Genomic DNA, 17,952 nt, shown 5'->3' with positions numbered 1-17,952 from the left:
GTCTCAATGCGTCCCGTCCGTAAAGCCGTTTTCCCTGTCGCCGGCATGGGCACACGCTTCCTGCCCGCCACCAAGGCGATGCCCAAGGAAATGCTGCCCGTGGTCGACAAGCCCCTGATTCAATATGCGGTGGAAGAAGCCGTTGCCGCAGGGATTACCGATCTCATATTCGTGACTGGCCGAAACAAGCGCGCCATCGAAGACCATTTCGATTCCGCGCCCGAGCTGGAATCCGACCTGGAAAGCAAGGGCAAGCACGAACTCCTGGCGATGGTGCGGGGCATTCTACCCGCGCACGTCAATTGCCTCTATATCCGCCAATCCGCCCCGCTGGGCCTGGGCCACGCCGTGCTGTCGGCCGCGCCCGCCGTGGGCGATGAACCCTTTGCCGTGCTGCTGGCCGACGATCTGATCGACGCCGATACGCCTGCCATGAAGCAACTGGTGGATGTGGCCGTGGCGCGCAACGCCAGCGTGCTCGGCGTGCAGGATGTGCCGCGCGCCGACACGCGCAAGTACGGCATCGTGGCGACCCACACGGGCGAAACGCCCGCCGATGGTCGCACCGAGCGTGTCACGCACATCGTGGAAAAGCCCGATCCCGAAGCCGCGCCGTCGACGCTGGCCGTCGTGGGCCGCTACGTGCTGGAAGCCGCGATCTTCGACCATCTGCGCTCGACCAAGATGGGCGCGGGCAACGAGATCCAGTTGACCGACGGCATCGCGTCGCTGATGCGCGAGCGCCAGGTCTATGCGCACCGCTTCGATGGCGTGCGCTACGACTGCGGCAACAAGGCGGGCATGTTCCAGGCCACCGTGGCGCTGGGCAAGAAGTATCACGGCCTGCTGCCGGAATGACCGGCACGGCCTGACGGGAATGGGCCAATCAGGGCCGCATTCCCGGTTGGGCTTATGAAGATAGCGCCGCGCTTGATTTGGCGCGCGCGCGCGCATCGCGGTCCGCCTTGCGCAGCCGCCCCTTGGCGGAAAGACGCATCAGCGTACCCAAGGCCACCATCAGACCGATCACTTCCACCAGCGCGGCGGGGATCCACATCGTCAGTCCGCCGATCGTCTGATCGGTCTGGGCCGACATGGCGATGGCCCGGCCGCACAATTCGAAGAGCGGGTAGATGTCGCTTTCCGTGAAGGCGATGACCGCGCCCGCGACCATCTGCGGCAGCATCGTCGCCACGGGCGAGATCACCCGCCCGCCGGGCGACATGGCCGCGGGGGGCGCGGGACGGCGGTCCAGGATCAGGTTCCAGTACATGAAGCCGCTGATCACGACCGACCAGTTCATGACCCGGTACAGGCGCCAATCCAGCATCGAATAGAACTGCACCGACGGGATCAGCCAGACCAGCACGAGGAACACGAAAAGTGCCGGCACGAAAATCTTGTTGGTCAGCACGGCCACCGTGGCGCGGCCCGCGCCGGTGCGCAGGAAATCACGCAGCCGCACGCGCCAGCGCATCGGCAGGCCCGCCCGCATCACCTGTCCCGGGAAGGCGGCCATGACGAGCAGCGGTCCAAGATGATGCAGGACCAGATGCTGGATGCGGTGGATGAAGAACATGCGCTCGGCGTAGTAGTCGAGGCGGGTATGCAGGGACAGGTACAAGAGGACCATCCCCGTCCAGAAAAGAATGCTGCGCGCGCGCGTGACATGATGGACCCGCTGGCCGCGTACGAACAGCACGATGGCCACCAGGAAGGAAGCCACCAGCGTGGGAGAGAACTCCCAGGGTACGAGCCATTCGAGACTATCCATGCGGGCCATCCGAGAAACGACGCGAAGACAAGGACCGGCGCGCCCGGCGCCGATCTCAGGCGATTGTAGTAGACCCCGCCGTTGTCCGCTGCCGGGCGCCGCCGGGGGCGGAATGCGTCAGAAGCGGTGCGATACGCCCGTGCCGATGCGCGTGGTGTGGTCGTTGCCGGGGTCGAACTGGTTGTCCAGCGTGTAGTTCGACGCGTAGCCGGCGAAGGCGTAGAGGGTCGTGCGCGGGGACAGGTCGTAGGTATAGCCCAGCGTCGCGACCTGCGCATTGCGCGCCGTCATGCCATTGGCCCAATGCCAGTCGGGTCTGGCCAGGGACCATTGCACCAGCACGGCGCCCGGCCCGGCGGGCACGCTGACCCCGATCAGCCAGGCATCGACCGTGCCGCCCTGCACGAAGGCCGCGGGCCCCAGCCCGGCGCCCAGCCCATCCGGGTCGCCGCCGTCCAGCCCCACGTAGCCGTTGCGCTGGCGCGACCACGCCACCGACACCTTGGCCACCTCGAAGTCATACGAGGCGCCCAACTGCACCGCCTGCGGACGCCCCCCGGCCGCCGCGGGCGGGTCGGCCAGGCGAAGTTGTTCCCATGTCGCCACGGCCAGCAGCGGGCCGTCCTCATACTTCAGGCCCACACTGATTGCCCGAGTGTTCTGGTTGGTGCGGAAGTTGTTCTGCCCATCGGCGTCGAAGGCGTATCCGACGCCGGCCTGGAACCCCCGCCACTCCGGCGAATACCAGTTCACCATGTTGCTGAACTGGTAGTTGTCGGACGCCTTGAAGGTGGCGCCCATGCCCATGTCTTTCCAGGAGGCGATCTCCAGCGCGTCGCCGTAGGTCTGGCCGACCGTGTATTGGCGGCCGAACCGCAGGTCGCCGTAGTCCGCATGGGCGAGGCCAACCCACGCGCCATAGTTGAAGAGGCGGCTGCCGTCGGCCGCGTTGCCGCTGGACGGATCAAAACCGCTTTCAAGCTGGAAGGTAGCGGCCCAGCCCGAGCCCAGGTCTTCCGTCCCCTGCAGCCCCCACAACGAGTCCGTCAGCCCGCCATTCAGCAGGCCGCTCTGGCTGCCCTGCCCCGACACCCGGGTCACGGCAACGCCGGCATCCACAACGCCGTACAGCTGCAATCCGGTCCCCGCGTCCGCGGCCAGCGCGGTACAGGGCGGAATCAGGCCGGCCGCCGCCAATGCGGCGCAAAATGAAATTCTCATGATCTTTCCTTGCGTTGGCGGCGGGGATCGCCCGCCGCGGGGTCGCCCGCCGCCTATTGCACCAGCCTACTGCCAACCGTAGCGGCGCACCCAGAAACCCTTGAGCGCCTGCGTCAGCACGCAGTACCCAAGCAGGATGCCGACCAGCCAGGGGAAGTAGCTCCAGGGCAACGCCTGCAGCTGGAAGTATTCCGCCAGCGGCGAAAACGGCAGCACGAGGCCAAGCACGATCACCATCAGCGTCATGCCCATCAGCGGCCACGAGGCGCGGCTTTGCAGGAAAGGAATCCGGCGCGTGCGGATCATATGCACGATCAGCGTCTGCGACAGCAGGCCTTCGACAAACCAGCCGGACTGGAACAGCGTCTGATGCTCGGGCGCATTGGCCTGGAACACGTACCACATGACGGCGTACGTGGCGATATCGAAGATCGAGCTGATCGGGCCGAAGAACACCATGAAACGGCCCAGGCCGTCCGGGTCCCAGCGCTGCGGCTGCTTCAGCAGTTCATCGTCGACGTTGTCGAACGGGATCGCGGTCTGCGAGATGTCGTACATCAGGTTCTGCAGCAGCAGATGGATGGGCAGCATCGGCAGGAACGGCAGGAAGGCGCTCGCAACCAGCACCGAAAACACGTTGCCGAAGTTCGAGCTGGCCGTCATCTTCAGATACTTGAGCATGTTGCAGAAGGTCTTGCGGCCTTCGATCACGCCATCCTCCAGCACCATCAGGCTCTTTTCCAGCAGGATGATGTCGGCCGCTTCCTTCGAGATATCCACCGCCGAATCCACCGAGATGCCCACGTCCGCCGCCCGCAGCGCCGGCGCGTCATTGATGCCATCGCCCATGAAGCCCACCGTGTTGCCCTGCGCGCGCAGGCTGCGCACGATGCGTTCCTTGTGGATGGGCGACAGGCGGGCGAACACGTTGGCCTCGCGCACGGCGACGGCCAGTTCCTCGTCGTCCATCGCTTCGATCTCGGCGCCCAGGTACACCTTGCGCACGTCCAGCCCCACTTCGCGGCAGACCTTGCGCGTGACCAGTTCAACATCGCCGGTCAGCACCTTGACCTCGATGCCCGAGTCCTTCAGCGCGGCCAGCGCGGGCCCCGTCGACTCCTTGGGCGGATCCAGGAACGCGATGTACCCCACCAGCACCAGATCGGATTCGTCGGCGACGCCGTAGGCCTGCTGCGTGGGCGGCAGCTCTTTGACGCCCACCGCGATGACGCGCAGGCCATCGTGGTTCAGGCCGGCGGTCACGCGGCGGATGTCGGCGCGGCGTGCATCGGTCAGCGGATGCACCTCATTGCCCACGCGCAGCCGCGTGCAGGCCGAGAGCATTTCTTCCAGCGCCCCCTTGCAGATCAGCTCGTGGTGGTCGCGGCCGTTCTCGGTCTCGTTCACCACGACGGACATGCGGCGGCGCGAGAAGTCGAACGGAATCTCGTCGATCTTGCGGTAACGGCCCGCCAGGTCCAGGCTGCGCGCGACTTCGGCATGTTCCAGCACGGCGACATCAAGCAGGTTCTTCAGGCCCGTCTGGTAGTAGCTGTTCAGGTACGCGTACGCCAGCACGTCGTCGCTGGCCGCGCCATAGACGTCGGTATGGCGCTCGAGCACGATGCGGTCCTGCGTCAGCGTGCCGGTCTTGTCGGTGCACAGCACGTTCATGGCGCCCAGGTTCTGAATCGCATCCAGGCGCTTGACCACGACCTTGCGGCGCGACATGCGCACGGCGCCCTTGGCGAGCGTCGCGGTGACGATCATGGGCAGCATTTCAGGCGTCAGTCCCACCGCGATGGCCAGCGCAAACAGCAGCGCCTCCAGCCAGTCGCCCTTGGTGAAACCGTTGATCAGCATCACCACCGGCGCCATGACGAGCATGAAGCGGATCAGGATCCAGCTCACGCGGTTGATGCCCTGCTGGAATTGCGTGGGCGCCCGCGAGGTCTGCGTGACGCGGCCCGCCAGCTGGCCGAAGTACGTGTCCGAACCGGTGGCCACCACCAGCGCGCTGCCCGCTCCGCTGACCACGTTGGTGCCCATGAAGGCCATGTTCTCCAGCTCGAGCGCATTGGCCGATTGCTCGCGCGGGGCCATGTGCTTTTCAACGGGCAGCGATTCGCCTGTAAGCGCGGCCTGCGCAACAAAAAGGTCCTTGGCGTTGAGGATGCGGCAGTCGGCGGGGACCATGTCGCCCGCGGACAGCAGCACCACGTCGCCCGGCACCAGGTCGGCCAGCGGCACTTCGCGCTGTTGCGAGCCGGTGGCATGCAGGGCGGCGCCGAAGAAGCGGCGGCCATTGCCCGCGTCCGGCGCTCCGGCGGCCGGCGACCCGGCGGCCGGCGATCCGGCGGCCGGCGGTCCGGCGTCGCTGCGCAGCACCGTCGCGGTGTTGCGCACCATCGCCTTCAGGGCTTCGGCGGCGCGGTTCGAGCGTTGCTCCTGCACGAAACGCAGCACGGTCGAGATCACCACCATCGAGCCGATGATCGCGACCGCCGTCCAGGACTGTTCCTCGGGCGCGGCCATGCGCACGTCGGTCAGCCACGACAGCACGGCCAGCGCGGTCAGCAGCAGATTGAACGGATTGCGGTAGGACAGCCACAGGTGAGCCGGCCAGGACAGCGGCTTTTCGTGGTCGACCTCGTTGGCGCCGTGGCGCTGGCGCGCGGAAAGCGCCTGGGCGTCGGACAGGCCGCCCCAGCCGCTGCCGAACCGCGCGAATAGCGAATCGAAGCCGAGCCGTGACGTCTCGACCATGCGCTGGCTGGCGCGGCGAGCGACCTCGGACGACGCGGCAGCGTGATCGCCGCCTTGTTCGAGGATGGGGGCGCGGCGAAAGTGCCGGCCGGTGCGGCGCAGACGCGCGGCAGAAGAAAAAAAGGACTTCAGGAAAGCAAACATGGGAGTGCTCCGCATTTTTTAATGTTGTTGCGGGAGACACGGACGACCCTGCCGATGGCGGCCGCGCGCGGGCAGCAGCGGGCCGCGGCGTTTCCAGGGAAATACCGTGAGGCCGCCGCAAACAGGCGTGCGCAGGCGCCGGAGCAATGTTGCCGGTGTCCGGATCGCGTCTGTGGCGCGCCGGGTGCGGAAAACGGAAAGGGAGCGGGCGGTGGAATCAGAACCGGGCGCCGGGGCGCGCGAGGCGCGTGTTGGGCCGGGGATTCCATGCTGCGGGTTCCGTACGGACCGGGATGACTATCCGGCCAGTCGGCTCGCAGGGAGATGACGGGTCAGATAGGCATGCCGGAGCCGCGCACAGGGCGCAATCGAGGCTCTGGGTCTAAGGCGCTAGGCATGATTTCTCCTGGGGTAAATGAAAGGCGCAATCAGGCCATTGCGGCCTGCGCGCCGAAATGCACGTGGCGAACAGAAGGGTTGGCGCTCAGGCGACGTGCTTGCGTCATCAGTTCCGCCCGCAGTTCCGGGGGGCAATTGACGGTGATGCAAGCCGACGCGAGATCCGGATCCTGGCCTTGGTCGATCTGCACTTGCGCGACGTCCAGGCCGGCGGCGCTGAAGTCCAGGCAGATCTGCTTGCGCAAGGCGCCGATCTCGCCGCGAGGACAGATCACCGTCAGCCGGGACGTGCCGCGACGGCGGCCCAGGGCGGTGGCACGGTCCACGCCGGCGCGGCGCAGGAACAAGTCGAAGAAACGCATAACGACCTCCATGACAAGAAGGCGGAGCGTGATCGCGAACACGAGCGCAGCCGGACAACGCCCTTGCGGCGGGCACGACGAACGTGCACGAACGCTGGCGCTGCGACTAGCGGCGGTTCTGGCGGTTTATGTCGGGGGGAGTCCCGGCAGACCGAAGGCCTGCACTATGGGCCGGGCTGATGCCTGGCACTTGGGATACACCGCAACCTGAATGACAGGATGCGGCAGACGGAGTTCTGCGTGGATCCTGTCAGACAGCGACGTCGATGCAAGATCGACAACTTTCGCCGGAATCGGTATTCACGAAGACTGCTCCTGGGATGGAAAACACGAGGAGTTTACGCGGGTTTGTACTGATGGACAAGGGTTGGCCGCACTTTTGACGCAGAAACGACGCAATGCCGGACAGGCGCGGGCGGCCTGCCCGGCATTGCGTTCAGAAGGCGTAGAAGTGCCAGCCCAGATAGCCCGCGAAGAGCGCATACAGGCCGCCCACCGCCGACAGCGCCGGCACGCTCATGGCGGCGCGGCGGAAGCGCATCCACAAGAGACCGATGGACACCATGGTGAACAGGCCGGCCGCGAGCAGCGGCGCATCCAGCACCCATGGCGTCATGAAGATGCCGAGCGCGCTGGGAATGGTGGCCTGGATCATCATGGCGCCCGAGATGTTGGCGAGCGCCAGGCGCTCCTTGCCCTGCCGCACCCAGATCAGCGCGTTCATGATCTCCGGCAATTCGGTGGCCACCGGCGCCAGCAGCAGCGCCGCCACGTGCGGCGACGCGCCCATCGCGATGCCGAGCAGTTCGATCTGGTTCACGAAGACGTGCGACGCGCCAGCAATCACCACCAACGCCATGATGGTCTGCGTGGCGGCCCAGAACATCGTCGGATTCTGGTCGCGCGGACGCAGCTTGAGCGGCTCGAGATCCTCGCAGTCCAGGCATTCCTCGTCGTTGCTCAGTTCGCGCTTGATGTAAAGCCCGTAGGTGGCCAGGAATACGAAGCCCAGCCACGGCTTCCAGGCAAAGGCCAGGAGGCCCAGGCCCACTTTGAAGATGAAGATGCCCATGAACCAGGCCTGGTCGCGGGCCAGCCGGCGCTGGTCCGCGTTGATACAGTTTGCCTGCGTGGGCTGGCCGCGGCGCGCGCGCCACAGGGCCAGGCCCACCACGGCGTACGCCAGCGTGGCCAGCACGAGGGGACCGCCCATCGCGGCGCCGACGCCAATGTCCTTCTGCTCGGGGGTATCGCCGAAGACAACGGCCATGAAGGTGACGGCGCTTTCCGGCAGCGCGGTGCCGAAGGCCGCCAGCACGGTGCCAGTGGCGGTCGCACCCAATTGGAAGCGATGGCCGACCCATTCGACGCCGTTGACGAAGAATTCGCACGCGACGTAGATCACTGCCGCGGACAGGAAAAACAGAAACAGGGTGAGCAACATGGGAACACGGCCGGACGAGCAGATACCATTGGCGCGACGCAGCGGCTCGCCCGGCCAAGGGTGAACGCTACGCGGCCAAAGGTCTCGCCTGGCTGATCCACGCGGCGGCAAGCCGGACGTGGGTGCCGTCAGCGCCATGGGGTTCTAGCGGCTGCTCCGCAGCACTGAACCACCAAGTCTGTTGACGCTGACTCCTTTAGGGGAAAAGGATGGCTACTCCCCAATGACAGAGCGGCGATTGTAGCAGCGGTTCGCGTGCCGTCCAGTCATCACCGCGCCGCCCTCGCGGATTCGCCGCCGGGGTGTTGCATTCGCGGGATGGCGGGTAAAGTAGGTCCCATCTTTCGCCCTTGCCGGGGTACCCGCCCCGACCCGCCCGCCATGAGCCTGCCTCCCGACGACATCGCCCCTTTCGCCGCGCGGCGCCAGCGCCTGATGGAGCGCATGCGCGCAGACGGGGGCGGCATCGCCATCCTGGCGACGGCGCAGGAAGCCATCCGCAACCGCGACGCGGAATACCCCTACCGGCACGACAGCGACTTCTTCTACCTGACCGGCTTCACCGAACCGGACGCGTGGCTGGTGCTGGTCGCCGGCGCCACGGACCGGGCCGTGCTGTTCTGCCGGCCGCGCCATGTCGAGCACGAACTCTGGGAAGGCAAGCGCTTCGGCCCCGAGGCCGCCGCAGCCTACTTCGGCTTTGACGACGCCCACCCCATCGACGCGCTGGACGAGCTGGTGCCCGCGCTGATGCTGGACCATCCCACGCTGTATGCGCCGCTGGCCGGCGACAAGCGCACGGACGGCCGCCTGCGCCGCTGGCTGGCCGCGGCGCAGGAAAAGAGCCGCGGCGGCCACACGCCGCCGACACGGCAGCAGGACGTGCGTCCGCTGCTTGCCGGCATGCGGCTGATCAAGGACGCTTCGGAAATCGCGACGATGCGGCGCGCGGCCAAGATATCGGCGGGCGCGCACGCGCGGGCCATGCGCGTCGTGCGGCCCGGCATGCGCGAATACGAGATCGAGGCCGAGCTGCTGTATGAGTTCCGCCGCCATGGCGCCCAGTCGGTGGCGTACAACACCATCGTCGCGGCCGGGGCCAACGCCTGTGTCCTGCACTATCCGGCCGGCGAGGCGGTGTTGCGCGATGGCGACTTGGTGCTGGTCGATGCCGGCTGCGAGATCGACAGCTACGCCAGCGACATCACGCGCACCTTTCCGGCGAACGGCCGCTACAGCGGCCCGCAGCGCGCGCTTTACGACCTGACCGTGGCGGCGCAGGACGCGGCCGCTCAGGCCACCGCGCCGGGCCGCGGCTTCAACGATGCGCACGAGGCCGCCCTGCGCGTCCTGGCGCAGGGCATGCTGGACCTGAAACTCTTGAAGGGGTCGCTGGACGGCGTGCTGGAATCGGGCGACTACAGCCGCTTCTACATGCACCGGACCGGCCACTGGCTGGGGCTGGACGTTCACGATGTGGGCGACTACCGAGAGCCGGGCACGGCAGCCGGCGCGGAGCGGCCATGGCGCAAGCTGGAAACCGGGATGATGCTGACCATCGAACCGGGCATCTACGTACGCCCGGCAGACGACGTGCCCGAGGCCTACTGGAATATCGGCATCCGCACGGAGGACGACGCGCTGGTCACGGACGTAGGCTGCGAACTGATCACCCGCGGCGTGCCGGTGCAGGCCACCGAGATCGAAGCGCTGATGCGCGAATAGCGCGACGGGGCAAGGCTTACAGCACGTAGCCGTCGAGCCAGCCCATCGCCACCCACACGTAGACCACGACCATGGCGATGGCGAACATGGTGACGATGGCGCCGACAAGGCACGCCAGAATCGCAACCAGCACCGGCCCCCAGCCTGTCGAGGACACCTTGCCCAGCCCCGGGTTGCAGAGCCGGTCAAACTTTTCGTCCGGCATCAGCGAGTAGACCGCGCTTTCGATGAAGCCGTCGATCATCGGAATGAAGAGCAGGAAGAACGCGGGGTTGTCGTACCAGACCGGGTAGAAGCGGAACGCGCAGAACAGGCACACGGCCGCGTATACGGTCACCAGCCAGGCGTGGCGCCGCCCCAGATACCACCAGTGCGCGCCGAAGGCGCCGAACAGGCAGGCCAGCAGCCCCACCGCGACCTTGCTGCGCGGGCGGCGGGCGGAAACGGCGGAGAGCGAAGAGGAAGCCTGGGCCTGCGTCATGTCAATCAACCGGTTAGTGAGCCGTGGCGCCGGGCTGCGGCGGCTGCCGCGATTGTAGTGGACGGGTAAAATCCGGGCATGACTTCCTCCGCCTACGACATTGCGATTCTTGGCGCCGGCCCCGTGGGTCGCGTATTGGCTCTGATGCTGGCGCGCGTGGCACCCGATCCGGCGCGCATCGCCCTGCTCGCGGGCAGTGCCCCAACGCCTGTCACGGCAGCCGCGGCCGTTCCTGCCGCAGATCCCCGCGTGCTGGCCATGAACCACGGGAGCCGGGTGCTGCTGGAGTCGCTGCATGCCTGGCCCGAGCGTTCGGCCGACATCCGCAACATCCACGTGTCGCAGCGCGGCCGGCTGGGCCGCACGCTGATCCAGCACACCGATTTCAACGTGCCCCAACTGGGCAGCGTCGTGGCCTATTCCGGGCTGTATGCCAAGCTGGACGAATGCGTGGCGGCATCCGGCGTCACCGTGCTGACGGGCCCGCCGGCGCAGATCGGCCTGCAGGACGCCGATGGCGTGCGCATCCAGCAGGGCGAAACGGAAATCCTTTGCGGCGTCGCCGTGCAGTCCGACGGCGCCGGCGCCACCGATGTGCGGCGCGACTACGATCAGCACGCCGTGCTGACCACTGCGCACGCCACGTTGCCCCGGCGCGGCTGGGCCTGGGAACGATTCACCTCCGAAGGCCCGCTGGCGCTGCTGCCGCACCCGCAGACGCCGGACGCCTATTCGGTGGTCTGGTGCAGCGCGCCGGACAGGGCGGCCGAATTGGCGGCGCTGGACAACACCGCGTTTTCCCACGCGCTGACGCAGGCCTTCGGCGAACGCCTGGGCCGCCTGTCCAGCCATGCTCCCCGTCACGTATTCCCGCTGGCGCTGTCCGCCCGCCGCGCGCAGGTGCACGGCCGCGTGGCGGCCATCGGCAACGCCGCCCAGACCTTGCACCCGGTGGCGGGACAGGGTCTGAACCTGGGCCTGCGCGACGCGGCGCGGCTGGCGCAGACCCTGGCGGGCTGGCTGGCGAGTCGCGCTGCCAACCCCGGCGCCAACCCCGGCGCCAACCCCGGTGCCAATCCCGGTCCGGCGCTTGCCGAATTTGCCAGTGCCCGCCATCTGGACCGTTTCATCACCGCCGGACTCACCGATTTCATGCCGCGCATCTTTGCCACCGGCCTCGCGCCCGTCGAACACGCCTGCGGCACGGCGTTATTGGGGATGGACCTTGCCTCCCCGCTGCGTGCCCCGCTCGCGCAGCACCTGCTGCAGGGATTCCGCGCCTGACCTCTTCCCGATCCGGCCCCGCATAGGGGTTGGATCGCCGTCTTTTATTCCCTGTTTGTTACCAGGCCCTCGCGCCCCAAAAAAGGGGGTTCGATCGAGCCGGTTAAAATGTGAGCATGCGCATAGGCCAGTGGACCCTTCCCAACAACGTTCTTGTCGCGCCCATGGCGGGCGTGACGGACCGTCCTTTCCGCCAGCTTTGCAAGAAGCTGGGGGCGGGTTACGCGGTATCCGAGATGGCCGCCAGCAACCCGAAGCTGTGGGACAGCGTCAAGACCTCGCGCCGCCTGAACCACGACGGCGAGATCGCCCCCATTTCCGTGCAGATCGCCGGAGCGGATCCCGCCATGATGGCCGAGGCCGCGGCCTTCAACGCCAACAAGGGCGCCCGGATCATCGACATCAACATGGGATGTCCGGTCAAGAAGGTGTGCAACGTGGCGTCGGGCTCGGCGCTGCTGCGCCACGAAGACCTGATTGTCCGCATCCTGGACGCCGTGGTGGCCGCCTGCGCACCGCTGGGCGTGCCCGTCACCCTGAAGACCCGCACCGGCTGGGACCGCAACAGCCGCAATGCGCTGCGCGTGGCCAAGCTGGCGGAAAACGCCGGCATCGCCGCCCTCACCTTGCATGGCCGGACCCGCGCGGACCTCTATACGGGCGAGGCGGAATATGACACCATCCGCGCCGTCAAGGCCGAAATCGGCATCCCCGTGATCGCGAACGGAGATATCGACTCGCCCGCCAAAGCCCGGCACGTCCTGGATTACACTGGCGCCGATGCGGTCATGATTGGCCGGGCGGCCCAGGGCCGTCCGTGGATCTTCCGCGAAATCGACCACTACCTGCGCACGGGCGAAACACTGGCCCCTCCCTCTCATGGGGAAATGCGCGAGCTGCTGCTCGAACATCTCGACGACCACTACCGTTTCTATGGCGAGCACACCGGCGTACGCACCGCGCGCAAGCACATAGGCTGGTATGTGGACGGCCTGCCGGGCGCGGATTCGTTCTGCGCCCGCATGAACCAGATCGACAACACCCGCGACCAATGGCGGGCGGTGGCGGACTGGTTCGATACCCTCTCACGCGACGTCGCCCCCACCCCGGCGCCGGCCGCAGAAGCCCTAATGGCGGCATGACCGCCTAAACACCAACATAAAAATATCTGTACTCAAATGAGCAAGAAAGATGTCCTGGAAGAATGCGTGCGCGCCAGCCTGGAGCGCTATTTCGAAGACTTGGGCGAGTCCGAGCCCCACGATATGTGGGACATGGTCATGCGCTGCGTGGAGCGCCCGGTGCTTGAAGTAGCGTTGGAGCGGTCGGGCGGCAACCAGTCCCGGGCTTCCGAAATGCTGGGCATCACCCGCAACACCCTGCGCAAGAAGTTGCTGGCGCACAATATCCAGGTTTAGCTTTCCCTCGCGCGGGCGGCGCCTGCGTCGCGCCGCCGCCCCCTCCAGATTTCCCATCCGACCAGAACGAGAAAGGCGCCCCCGCCCCACTCCGTCCCATCATGAAAATCGAAACCGCCCTGCTTTCGGTGTCCGACAAGACCGGCATCGTTGAATTTGCCCGCGCCCTGGCCGCGCGTGGCGTGCGCCTGCTGTCCACCGGCGGCACCGCCAAGCTGCTTGCCGAATCCGGCCTGACCGTCACCGAAGTGGCCGCCCACACCGGCTCGCCCGAGATTCTGGACGGCCGCGTGAAGACGCTGCACCCGAAGATCCACGGCGGCCTGCTGGCCCGCCGCGACAGCGCCGAGCACATGGACACGATCAAGGCGGCAGGCATCGATCGCATCGACATGCTGGTGGTCAACCTGTACCCCTTCCGTGAAACGGTGGCCAAGCCCGATTGCACGTTTGCCGACGCCGTCGAAAACATCGACATCGGCGGTCCGGCCATGCTGCGCGCCGCCGCCAAGAACCACGGCACCGAAGCCGGCGGCGTGACCGTGGTGATCGACCCGGTCGATTATTCCCGCGTCCTGTCCGAAATGGACAAGGGCGGCTCGACCTCCTACGGTCTGCGCCTGGCGCTGGCCGCCAAGGTCTACGCTCACACGGCCGCCTACGATGGCGCCATCGCCGCCTACCTGACCAGCGTGACCGAAGCCGAACCCGCGCAGGAAGCCGTGCCCGCCCGCAACGAATGGCCCGGCACGCTGACGCTGCAGGTCAAGCAGGAACAGGCCCTGCGCTACGGCGAAAACCCCCATCAAAGCGCCGCCTTCTACGTGGACGCGCAGCGTCCGGCCGGCCTCTTGGGCAACTACCGCCAGCTTCAGGGCAAGGAACTGTCCTACAACAACATCGCCGACGCCGACGCCGCGTGGGAATGCGCGCGCAGCTTCGAGGCGCCCGCCTGCGTCATCGTCAAGCACGCAAACCCCTGCGGCGTGGCCGTGGCGGCCGATACGCTGGGCGCGTACCAGCAGGCCTTCAAGACCGACCCGACGTCGGCCTTTGGCGGCATCATCGCCTTCAACCGTCCGGTGGACGCCGCGACCGCCGAGGCCGTCAGCGCGCAGTTCCTGGAAGTGCTGCTGGCGCCCGCCTACGACGGCGCCGCGCTGGCCATCCTGGCCGCCAAGAAGAACGTGCGCGTGCTGGAAGTGCCGATGGGCACGGGCCAGAACGCCTTCGACATCAAGCGCGTGGGCGGTGGCTGGCTGGTGCAGACCCCGGACGCCTATAACGTGCCGCGCGACGCCCTGAAGGTCGTCACCAAGCGTCAGCCCACCGAACAGGAAATGAACGATCTGTCGTTCGCCTGGAAGGTCGCCAAGTACGTCAAGTCCAACGCCATCGTGTTCGTGGGCGGCGGCATGACGCTCGGTGTCGGCGCCGGCCAGATGAGCCGCATCGACTCGGCCCGCATCGCCTCCATCAAGGCGGAAAACGCCGGCCTGACCCTGAAGGGCTCGGCCGTGGCGTCCGACGCGTTCTTCCCGTTCCGCGACGGCCTGGACGTGGTGGTGGCTGCGGGCGCGACGTGCGTGATCCAGCCGGGCGGCAGCGTGCGCGATGACGAAGTCATCGCCGCGGCCGACGAGCACGGCATCGCCATGGTGCTGACCGGCACGCGTCACTTCCGCCACTGATGCGCGTCCTCGGCATCGATCCCGGCCTGCGCCGCACCGGCTTCGGCGTGATCGATGCCGATGGCTCTCGGCTGCGTTACGTGGCCAGCGGGACCATCGTGGTCCCGCCGGCGCTGACGCTGTCCGAACGCCTGAAGGTCATCCTGGACAATCTGCGCCAGGTGGCCCGCGACACGCAACCCGACGTGGCCGCGCTGGAAATCGTCTTTCTCAATACCAATCCCGCTTCCACCCTGCTGCTCGGGCAGGCGCGCGGCGCGGCGCTGTGCGCGCTGGCCGACAGTTCGCTGGCCGTGCACGAATACACCGCCCTGCAGATCAAGAAAGCCGTGGTCGGCACCGGCCGCGCGGCGAAAGAGCAGGTGCAGATGATGGTGCAGCACCTCTTGGCGCTGGACGGTGTGCCCGCCCCCGACTCGGCCGACGCGCTGGCCTGCGCCATCTGCCACGCGCACGTGGGTCCGCTGCAGGACAAGCTGGAACGCCTGGGCAGCGCGCTGCGCATGGGCGGCAAGACCCGCATCCGCAACGGCCGCCTGATCGGCTGAGCGCCCCGCGCGTATAGAATCCCCGCATTCGCCGCGCATTGCGCGGCCCCACCCTTGCCAGGCCTCTCACCATGATCGGAAGAATTACCGGAACCCTGATCGAAAAACTGCCCCCCACGATCTGCGTGGATGTGGGCGGACTGGGGTATGACATCGACGTGCCCATGAGCACGCTGTATTCGCTGCCCGACACGGGCGCGCGCGTCACGCTCTACACGCACCTGACCGTGCGCGAGGACGCGCACATCCTGTATGGCTTTGCCTCGGCCGGCGAACGCAGCGCGTTCCGCGAGCTCATCAAGGTCAGCGGGATCGGGGCACGCACCGCGCTGTCCGTCCTGTCGGGCCTGTCGGTGGCGGACCTGGCGCAGGCCATCACGCTGCAGGAGTCGGGCCGCCTGACCCGCGTGCCGGGCATCGGCAAGAAGACGGCGGAACGCCTGCTGCTGGAAATGCGCGGCAAGCTGGGCGCGGACATCGGCGCGTCGTCGCACGTCACGCACGATAACCAGTCGGACATCCTGAATGCGCTGCTGGCGCTGGGCTACTCCGAGAAGGAATCGCTGTCGGCGCTGAAGACGCTGCCCGAAGGCGTGGGCGTGTCCGACGGCATCAAGCAGGCGCTGAAGGCGCTGGTGCGCTAAGGGCGCGAATCCGCCTTGCCCTGGTGCAGGTAGCGCGGCGCCACGGCCTCCAGGCCCGTGGGCACCACGTGCAGCTCGGGCGCGATCGGCCCGCCGCAGACGTTGTCGCGGCGCAGGGAATCCAGGTTGTCGCGTGACATCAGGGGCGTGCCCGGCATGCATTCGAACAGCCGGGCCTGCATGCGCCCCACCCCCATCGGAATGCTGATGACCGGGCGCGGATGGCCGCTCCAGGCGGCGCACAGCCGCGCGATCTCGCCCAGCGTGTAGACCTGCGGCCCGCCCAGTTCGTAGGTCTTGCCGCAGGTGTGCGTATCGGCCAGCGCGTTGACCATGGCGGTCACCACATCGCCGACATAAATGGGCTGCATGCGCGCATTGGCGCCTGCCAGCGGCAGCACCGGCAGCCAGCGCGCCAGTGACGCGAACATATTGGTGAAGTTGTCGTCCGGGCCAAACAGGACCGACGGACGGAAGATGGTCCAGCCGATATCGCCGCGGTCTTGGTAGGCCGCCTTGATGGCGGCCTCGCCGTCGCCCTTGGAACGCTGATACATGCTGTCGCCGCTGGAGTCGGCGCCCAGCGCACTGACGTGCAGCAGGCGGCGCACGCCGTGACGCACGCAGGACTGCGCAACGCGCTGCGGCAGATGCACGTGGGCCCGCGCGAAGTCCGACCCATACGGCCGGCCCAGATTGCCATGCAGAATGCCCACCAGGTTCACGACGGCATCGCAGCCCCGGACCATGCCGTCGAGCGCGGCGTCGTCATGGATGTCCGTCTGAAGCAGCGTGACGGTGGGAAGTAATTGCAGGTCGCGTCCGCGTGCAATAAGCCGCGTGGGTACGATGATCTGATGCGGGTCCGCGCAAAGCCGTGCTACCAAGTGGCGGCCGATGAAGCCCGTGCCGCCAATGACAAGGATACGCATGGCGTAGCCTCCGGTTCGTCAGGATCGAGGTTCGATTCTGCCTCGCCAGATCGGCAGGCGCAAGCACACGCGGAGCGCCCGCCGCGCGCGCCGCTTGATGCGCGTCAGCCCGCCAGCAGCCGGGCGTAGGCCGGAAGATCGACGTTGCCGCCGCTGATGATGACGCCTACCCGGGCCCCACGCACCGGCACCACATTCTGCATGACGGCAGCCGCGGCCAGGCAACCCGTGGGTTCGACGACCATCTTCATGCGCTCGGCAAAGAATTTCATGGTCGTGACGAGCTGCTCATCCGTCACCGTGACGATGTCGCGCACGTACTTCTGAATGAGGGGGAACGTGATATTGCCCAGGTGGGTGGTGGCGGCGCCGTCGGCCAGCGTCTTGGGCGCGGGGATTCGGACAATTTCACCCTTGCGCAAGGACTGCTGTCCGTCGTTGCCGGCTTCGGGCTCCACGCCGTACACCAGGCAGCGCGGGCTGAGCGCGAAGGCGGACAGGGCCGAGCCCGACAGCAAACCGCCGCCGCCCAGGCACACGAACAGGTAATCGAGCTCGCCGACTTCCTCGAACAGCTCCTTGGCGGCGGTGCCCTGCCCCGTGATCACGTCCTCGTGGTCGTACGGCGGGATCAGCGTGGCGCCGGTTTCGGCCTGGATGCGGCGGGCGATGGTCTCGCGGTCTTCGGTGTAGCGGTCATAGGTGACGATCTTGCCGCCGTAGCCTTCCGTGGCCGCGCGCTTGGCGGCGGGCGCGTCCAGCGGCATGATGATCGTGGCTTGAACGCCTTGCAGCTTCGAGGCCAGCGCGATGGCCTGTGCGTGATTGCCCGACGAGAACGTCACGACGCCGGCGGCACGCTGCTCGGGCGTGAGGCGCGCGATCGCGTTGTAGCCGCCCCGGAACTTGAACGCGCCCATGCGCTGGAAGTTCTCGCACTTGAAGAACAGCGACGCGCCGGCGATGGCATCGGCGGTGGTCGAGGTCAGGACAGGCGTGCGGTGTGCGTTGCCGGCCAGGCGCTCGCTGGCGCGCACGACGTCATCATAGGAGGGCAATTCGGGCTGCATGGAATAAGGTCCTTAGATCGCGAGGGGAAACGAAACCCTCGGATCATAA

At 67.2% G+C, this 17,952-nt stretch carries 16 protein-coding genes and 1 riboswitch; of the genes, 8 read left to right on the top strand and 8 right to left on the bottom strand.

Annotation, left to right across the window (positions count from 1 at the left end):
- Positions 1–6 precede the first annotated feature (6 nt).
- On the top strand, positions 7–858 hold the full coding sequence (gene galU / locus CLM73_RS04925) for a UTP--glucose-1-phosphate uridylyltransferase GalU (RefSeq protein ID WP_105241386.1): 852 nt from the start codon (positions 7–9) through the stop codon (positions 856–858).
- A 52-nt stretch (positions 859–910) separates the two neighbouring features.
- Here the strand turns inward: galU and CLM73_RS04920 are convergent, their stop codons facing one another.
- From CLM73_RS04920 to CLM73_RS04900, 5 genes are all read right to left on the bottom strand, one after another.
- A complete protein-coding gene (locus CLM73_RS04920; protein WP_105237554.1) occupies positions 911–1,783 on the bottom strand; it encodes a cytochrome c oxidase assembly protein in 873 nt (290 codons plus the stop codon).
- Between the two features lie 108 nt (positions 1,784–1,891).
- Complete coding sequence (locus tag CLM73_RS04915) at positions 1,892–2,995, bottom strand: porin (protein ID WP_105237553.1); 1,104 nt, start codon at positions 2,993–2,995, stop codon at positions 1,892–1,894.
- Between the two features lie 66 nt (positions 2,996–3,061).
- Positions 3,062–5,905 (bottom strand): magnesium-translocating P-type ATPase, encoded by a 2,844-nt coding sequence (mgtA, locus tag CLM73_RS04910; RefSeq protein WP_105237552.1) that lies wholly within the window; start codon positions 5,903–5,905, stop codon positions 3,062–3,064.
- 428 nt (positions 5,906–6,333) lie between these two features.
- On the bottom strand, positions 6,334–6,666 hold the full coding sequence (locus tag CLM73_RS04905; protein WP_056568831.1) for a hypothetical protein: 333 nt from the start codon (positions 6,664–6,666) through the stop codon (positions 6,334–6,336).
- 436 nt (positions 6,667–7,102) lie between these two features.
- A complete protein-coding gene (locus tag CLM73_RS04900; RefSeq protein WP_105237551.1) occupies positions 7,103–8,110 on the bottom strand; it encodes a sodium:calcium antiporter in 1,008 nt (335 codons plus the stop codon).
- A 43-nt stretch (positions 8,111–8,153) separates the two neighbouring features.
- A riboswitch (yybP-ykoY riboswitch) is annotated at positions 8,154–8,344 on the bottom strand.
- Positions 8,345–8,491: 147 nt separating this feature from the next.
- Between CLM73_RS04900 and CLM73_RS04895 the strand changes: the two genes are divergently transcribed.
- The gene (locus tag CLM73_RS04895; RefSeq protein ID WP_105237550.1) at positions 8,492–9,835 is read left to right on the top strand and encodes an aminopeptidase P N-terminal domain-containing protein; all 1,344 of its coding nucleotides are present in this window, start codon (positions 8,492–8,494) and stop codon (positions 9,833–9,835) included.
- Positions 9,836–9,851: 16 nt separating this feature from the next.
- Here CLM73_RS04895 and CLM73_RS04890 read toward each other — a convergent pair whose 3' ends face one another.
- Complete coding sequence (locus tag CLM73_RS04890) at positions 9,852–10,316, bottom strand: TM2 domain-containing protein (RefSeq protein WP_105237549.1); 465 nt, start codon at positions 10,314–10,316, stop codon at positions 9,852–9,854.
- A 78-nt stretch (positions 10,317–10,394) separates the two neighbouring features.
- Between CLM73_RS04890 and CLM73_RS04885 the strand changes: the two genes are divergently transcribed.
- The 6 genes from CLM73_RS04885 (at position 10,395) to ruvA (ending at position 15,901) form a co-directional block, all read left to right on the top strand.
- Positions 10,395–11,600, top strand: a complete 1,206-nt coding sequence (locus tag CLM73_RS04885; protein ID WP_105237548.1) for a UbiH/UbiF/VisC/COQ6 family ubiquinone biosynthesis hydroxylase — start codon at positions 10,395–10,397, stop codon at positions 11,598–11,600.
- A 116-nt stretch (positions 11,601–11,716) separates the two neighbouring features.
- A complete protein-coding gene (gene dusB, locus CLM73_RS04880) occupies positions 11,717–12,742 on the top strand; it encodes a tRNA dihydrouridine synthase DusB (RefSeq protein WP_199778310.1) in 1,026 nt (341 codons plus the stop codon).
- 36 nt (positions 12,743–12,778) lie between these two features.
- Entirely contained in the window at positions 12,779–13,018 is a 240-nt protein-coding gene (locus tag CLM73_RS04875) for a helix-turn-helix domain-containing protein (protein WP_006217670.1), read from the top strand.
- A gap of 101 nt (positions 13,019–13,119) precedes the next feature.
- Positions 13,120–14,709, top strand: coding sequence for a bifunctional phosphoribosylaminoimidazolecarboxamide formyltransferase/IMP cyclohydrolase (gene purH / locus CLM73_RS04870; RefSeq protein WP_105237546.1), 1,590 nt, complete (start codon positions 13,120–13,122; stop codon positions 14,707–14,709).
- A complete protein-coding gene (gene ruvC, locus CLM73_RS04865; RefSeq protein ID WP_056568849.1) occupies positions 14,709–15,257 on the top strand; it encodes a crossover junction endodeoxyribonuclease RuvC in 549 nt (182 codons plus the stop codon). The genes purH and ruvC overlap by 1 nt, the downstream gene beginning before the upstream one ends.
- Before the next feature lie 71 nt (positions 15,258–15,328).
- Positions 15,329–15,901, top strand: a complete 573-nt coding sequence (gene ruvA, locus CLM73_RS04860; protein ID WP_105237545.1) for a Holliday junction branch migration protein RuvA — start codon at positions 15,329–15,331, stop codon at positions 15,899–15,901.
- Here ruvA and CLM73_RS04855 read toward each other — a convergent pair.
- Both CLM73_RS04855 and CLM73_RS04850 read right to left on the bottom strand, forming a co-directional pair.
- Positions 15,898–16,833, bottom strand: a complete 936-nt coding sequence (locus CLM73_RS04855) for a complex I NDUFA9 subunit family protein (RefSeq protein ID WP_105237544.1) — start codon at positions 16,831–16,833, stop codon at positions 15,898–15,900. The two genes, ruvA and CLM73_RS04855, sit on opposite strands and share 4 nt — an antisense overlap.
- A 104-nt stretch (positions 16,834–16,937) precedes the next feature.
- Positions 16,938–17,903, bottom strand: a complete 966-nt coding sequence (locus tag CLM73_RS04850) for a threo-3-hydroxy-L-aspartate ammonia-lyase (protein WP_105237543.1) — start codon at positions 17,901–17,903, stop codon at positions 16,938–16,940.
- Positions 17,904–17,952: the final 49 nt, after the last annotated feature.

Source organism: Achromobacter spanius, from assembly GCF_002966795.1.
Classification (GTDB): Bacteria; Pseudomonadota; Gammaproteobacteria; order Burkholderiales; family Burkholderiaceae_B; genus Achromobacter; species Achromobacter spanius_D.
Note: the sequence above shows the minus strand (reverse complement) of the source record. Positions and strands in the feature narration are given on the sequence as shown.

Bases quoted from the DNA above. Each gene is read 5' to 3' on its own strand.
- galU (WP_105241386.1), top strand. From the start codon at position 7: ATGCGTCCCGTCCGTAAAGCCGTTTTCCCTGTCGCCGGCATGGGCACA.
- CLM73_RS04920 (WP_105237554.1), bottom strand. From the start codon at position 1,783: ATGGCCCGCATGGATAGTCTCGAATGGCTCGTACCCTGGGAGTTCTCT.
- CLM73_RS04915 (WP_105237553.1), bottom strand. From the start codon at position 2,995: ATGAGAATTTCATTTTGCGCCGCATTGGCGGCGGCCGGCCTGATTCCG.
- mgtA (WP_105237552.1), bottom strand. From the start codon at position 5,905: ATGTTTGCTTTCCTGAAGTCCTTTTTTTCTTCTGCCGCGCGTCTGCGC.
- CLM73_RS04905 (WP_056568831.1), bottom strand. From the start codon at position 6,666: ATGCGTTTCTTCGACTTGTTCCTGCGCCGCGCCGGCGTGGACCGTGCC.
- CLM73_RS04900 (WP_105237551.1), bottom strand. From the start codon at position 8,110: ATGTTGCTCACCCTGTTTCTGTTTTTCCTGTCCGCGGCAGTGATCTAC.
- CLM73_RS04895 (WP_105237550.1), top strand. From the start codon at position 8,492: ATGAGCCTGCCTCCCGACGACATCGCCCCTTTCGCCGCGCGGCGCCAG.
- CLM73_RS04890 (WP_105237549.1), bottom strand. From the start codon at position 10,316: ATGACGCAGGCCCAGGCTTCCTCTTCGCTCTCCGCCGTTTCCGCCCGC.
- CLM73_RS04885 (WP_105237548.1), top strand. From the start codon at position 10,395: ATGACTTCCTCCGCCTACGACATTGCGATTCTTGGCGCCGGCCCCGTG.
- dusB (WP_199778310.1), top strand. From the start codon at position 11,717: ATGCGCATAGGCCAGTGGACCCTTCCCAACAACGTTCTTGTCGCGCCC.
- CLM73_RS04875 (WP_006217670.1), top strand. From the start codon at position 12,779: ATGAGCAAGAAAGATGTCCTGGAAGAATGCGTGCGCGCCAGCCTGGAG.
- purH (WP_105237546.1), top strand. From the start codon at position 13,120: ATGAAAATCGAAACCGCCCTGCTTTCGGTGTCCGACAAGACCGGCATC.
- ruvC (WP_056568849.1), top strand. From the start codon at position 14,709: ATGCGCGTCCTCGGCATCGATCCCGGCCTGCGCCGCACCGGCTTCGGC.
- ruvA (WP_105237545.1), top strand. From the start codon at position 15,329: ATGATCGGAAGAATTACCGGAACCCTGATCGAAAAACTGCCCCCCACG.
- CLM73_RS04855 (WP_105237544.1), bottom strand. From the start codon at position 16,833: ATGCGTATCCTTGTCATTGGCGGCACGGGCTTCATCGGCCGCCACTTG.
- CLM73_RS04850 (WP_105237543.1), bottom strand. From the start codon at position 17,903: ATGCAGCCCGAATTGCCCTCCTATGATGACGTCGTGCGCGCCAGCGAG.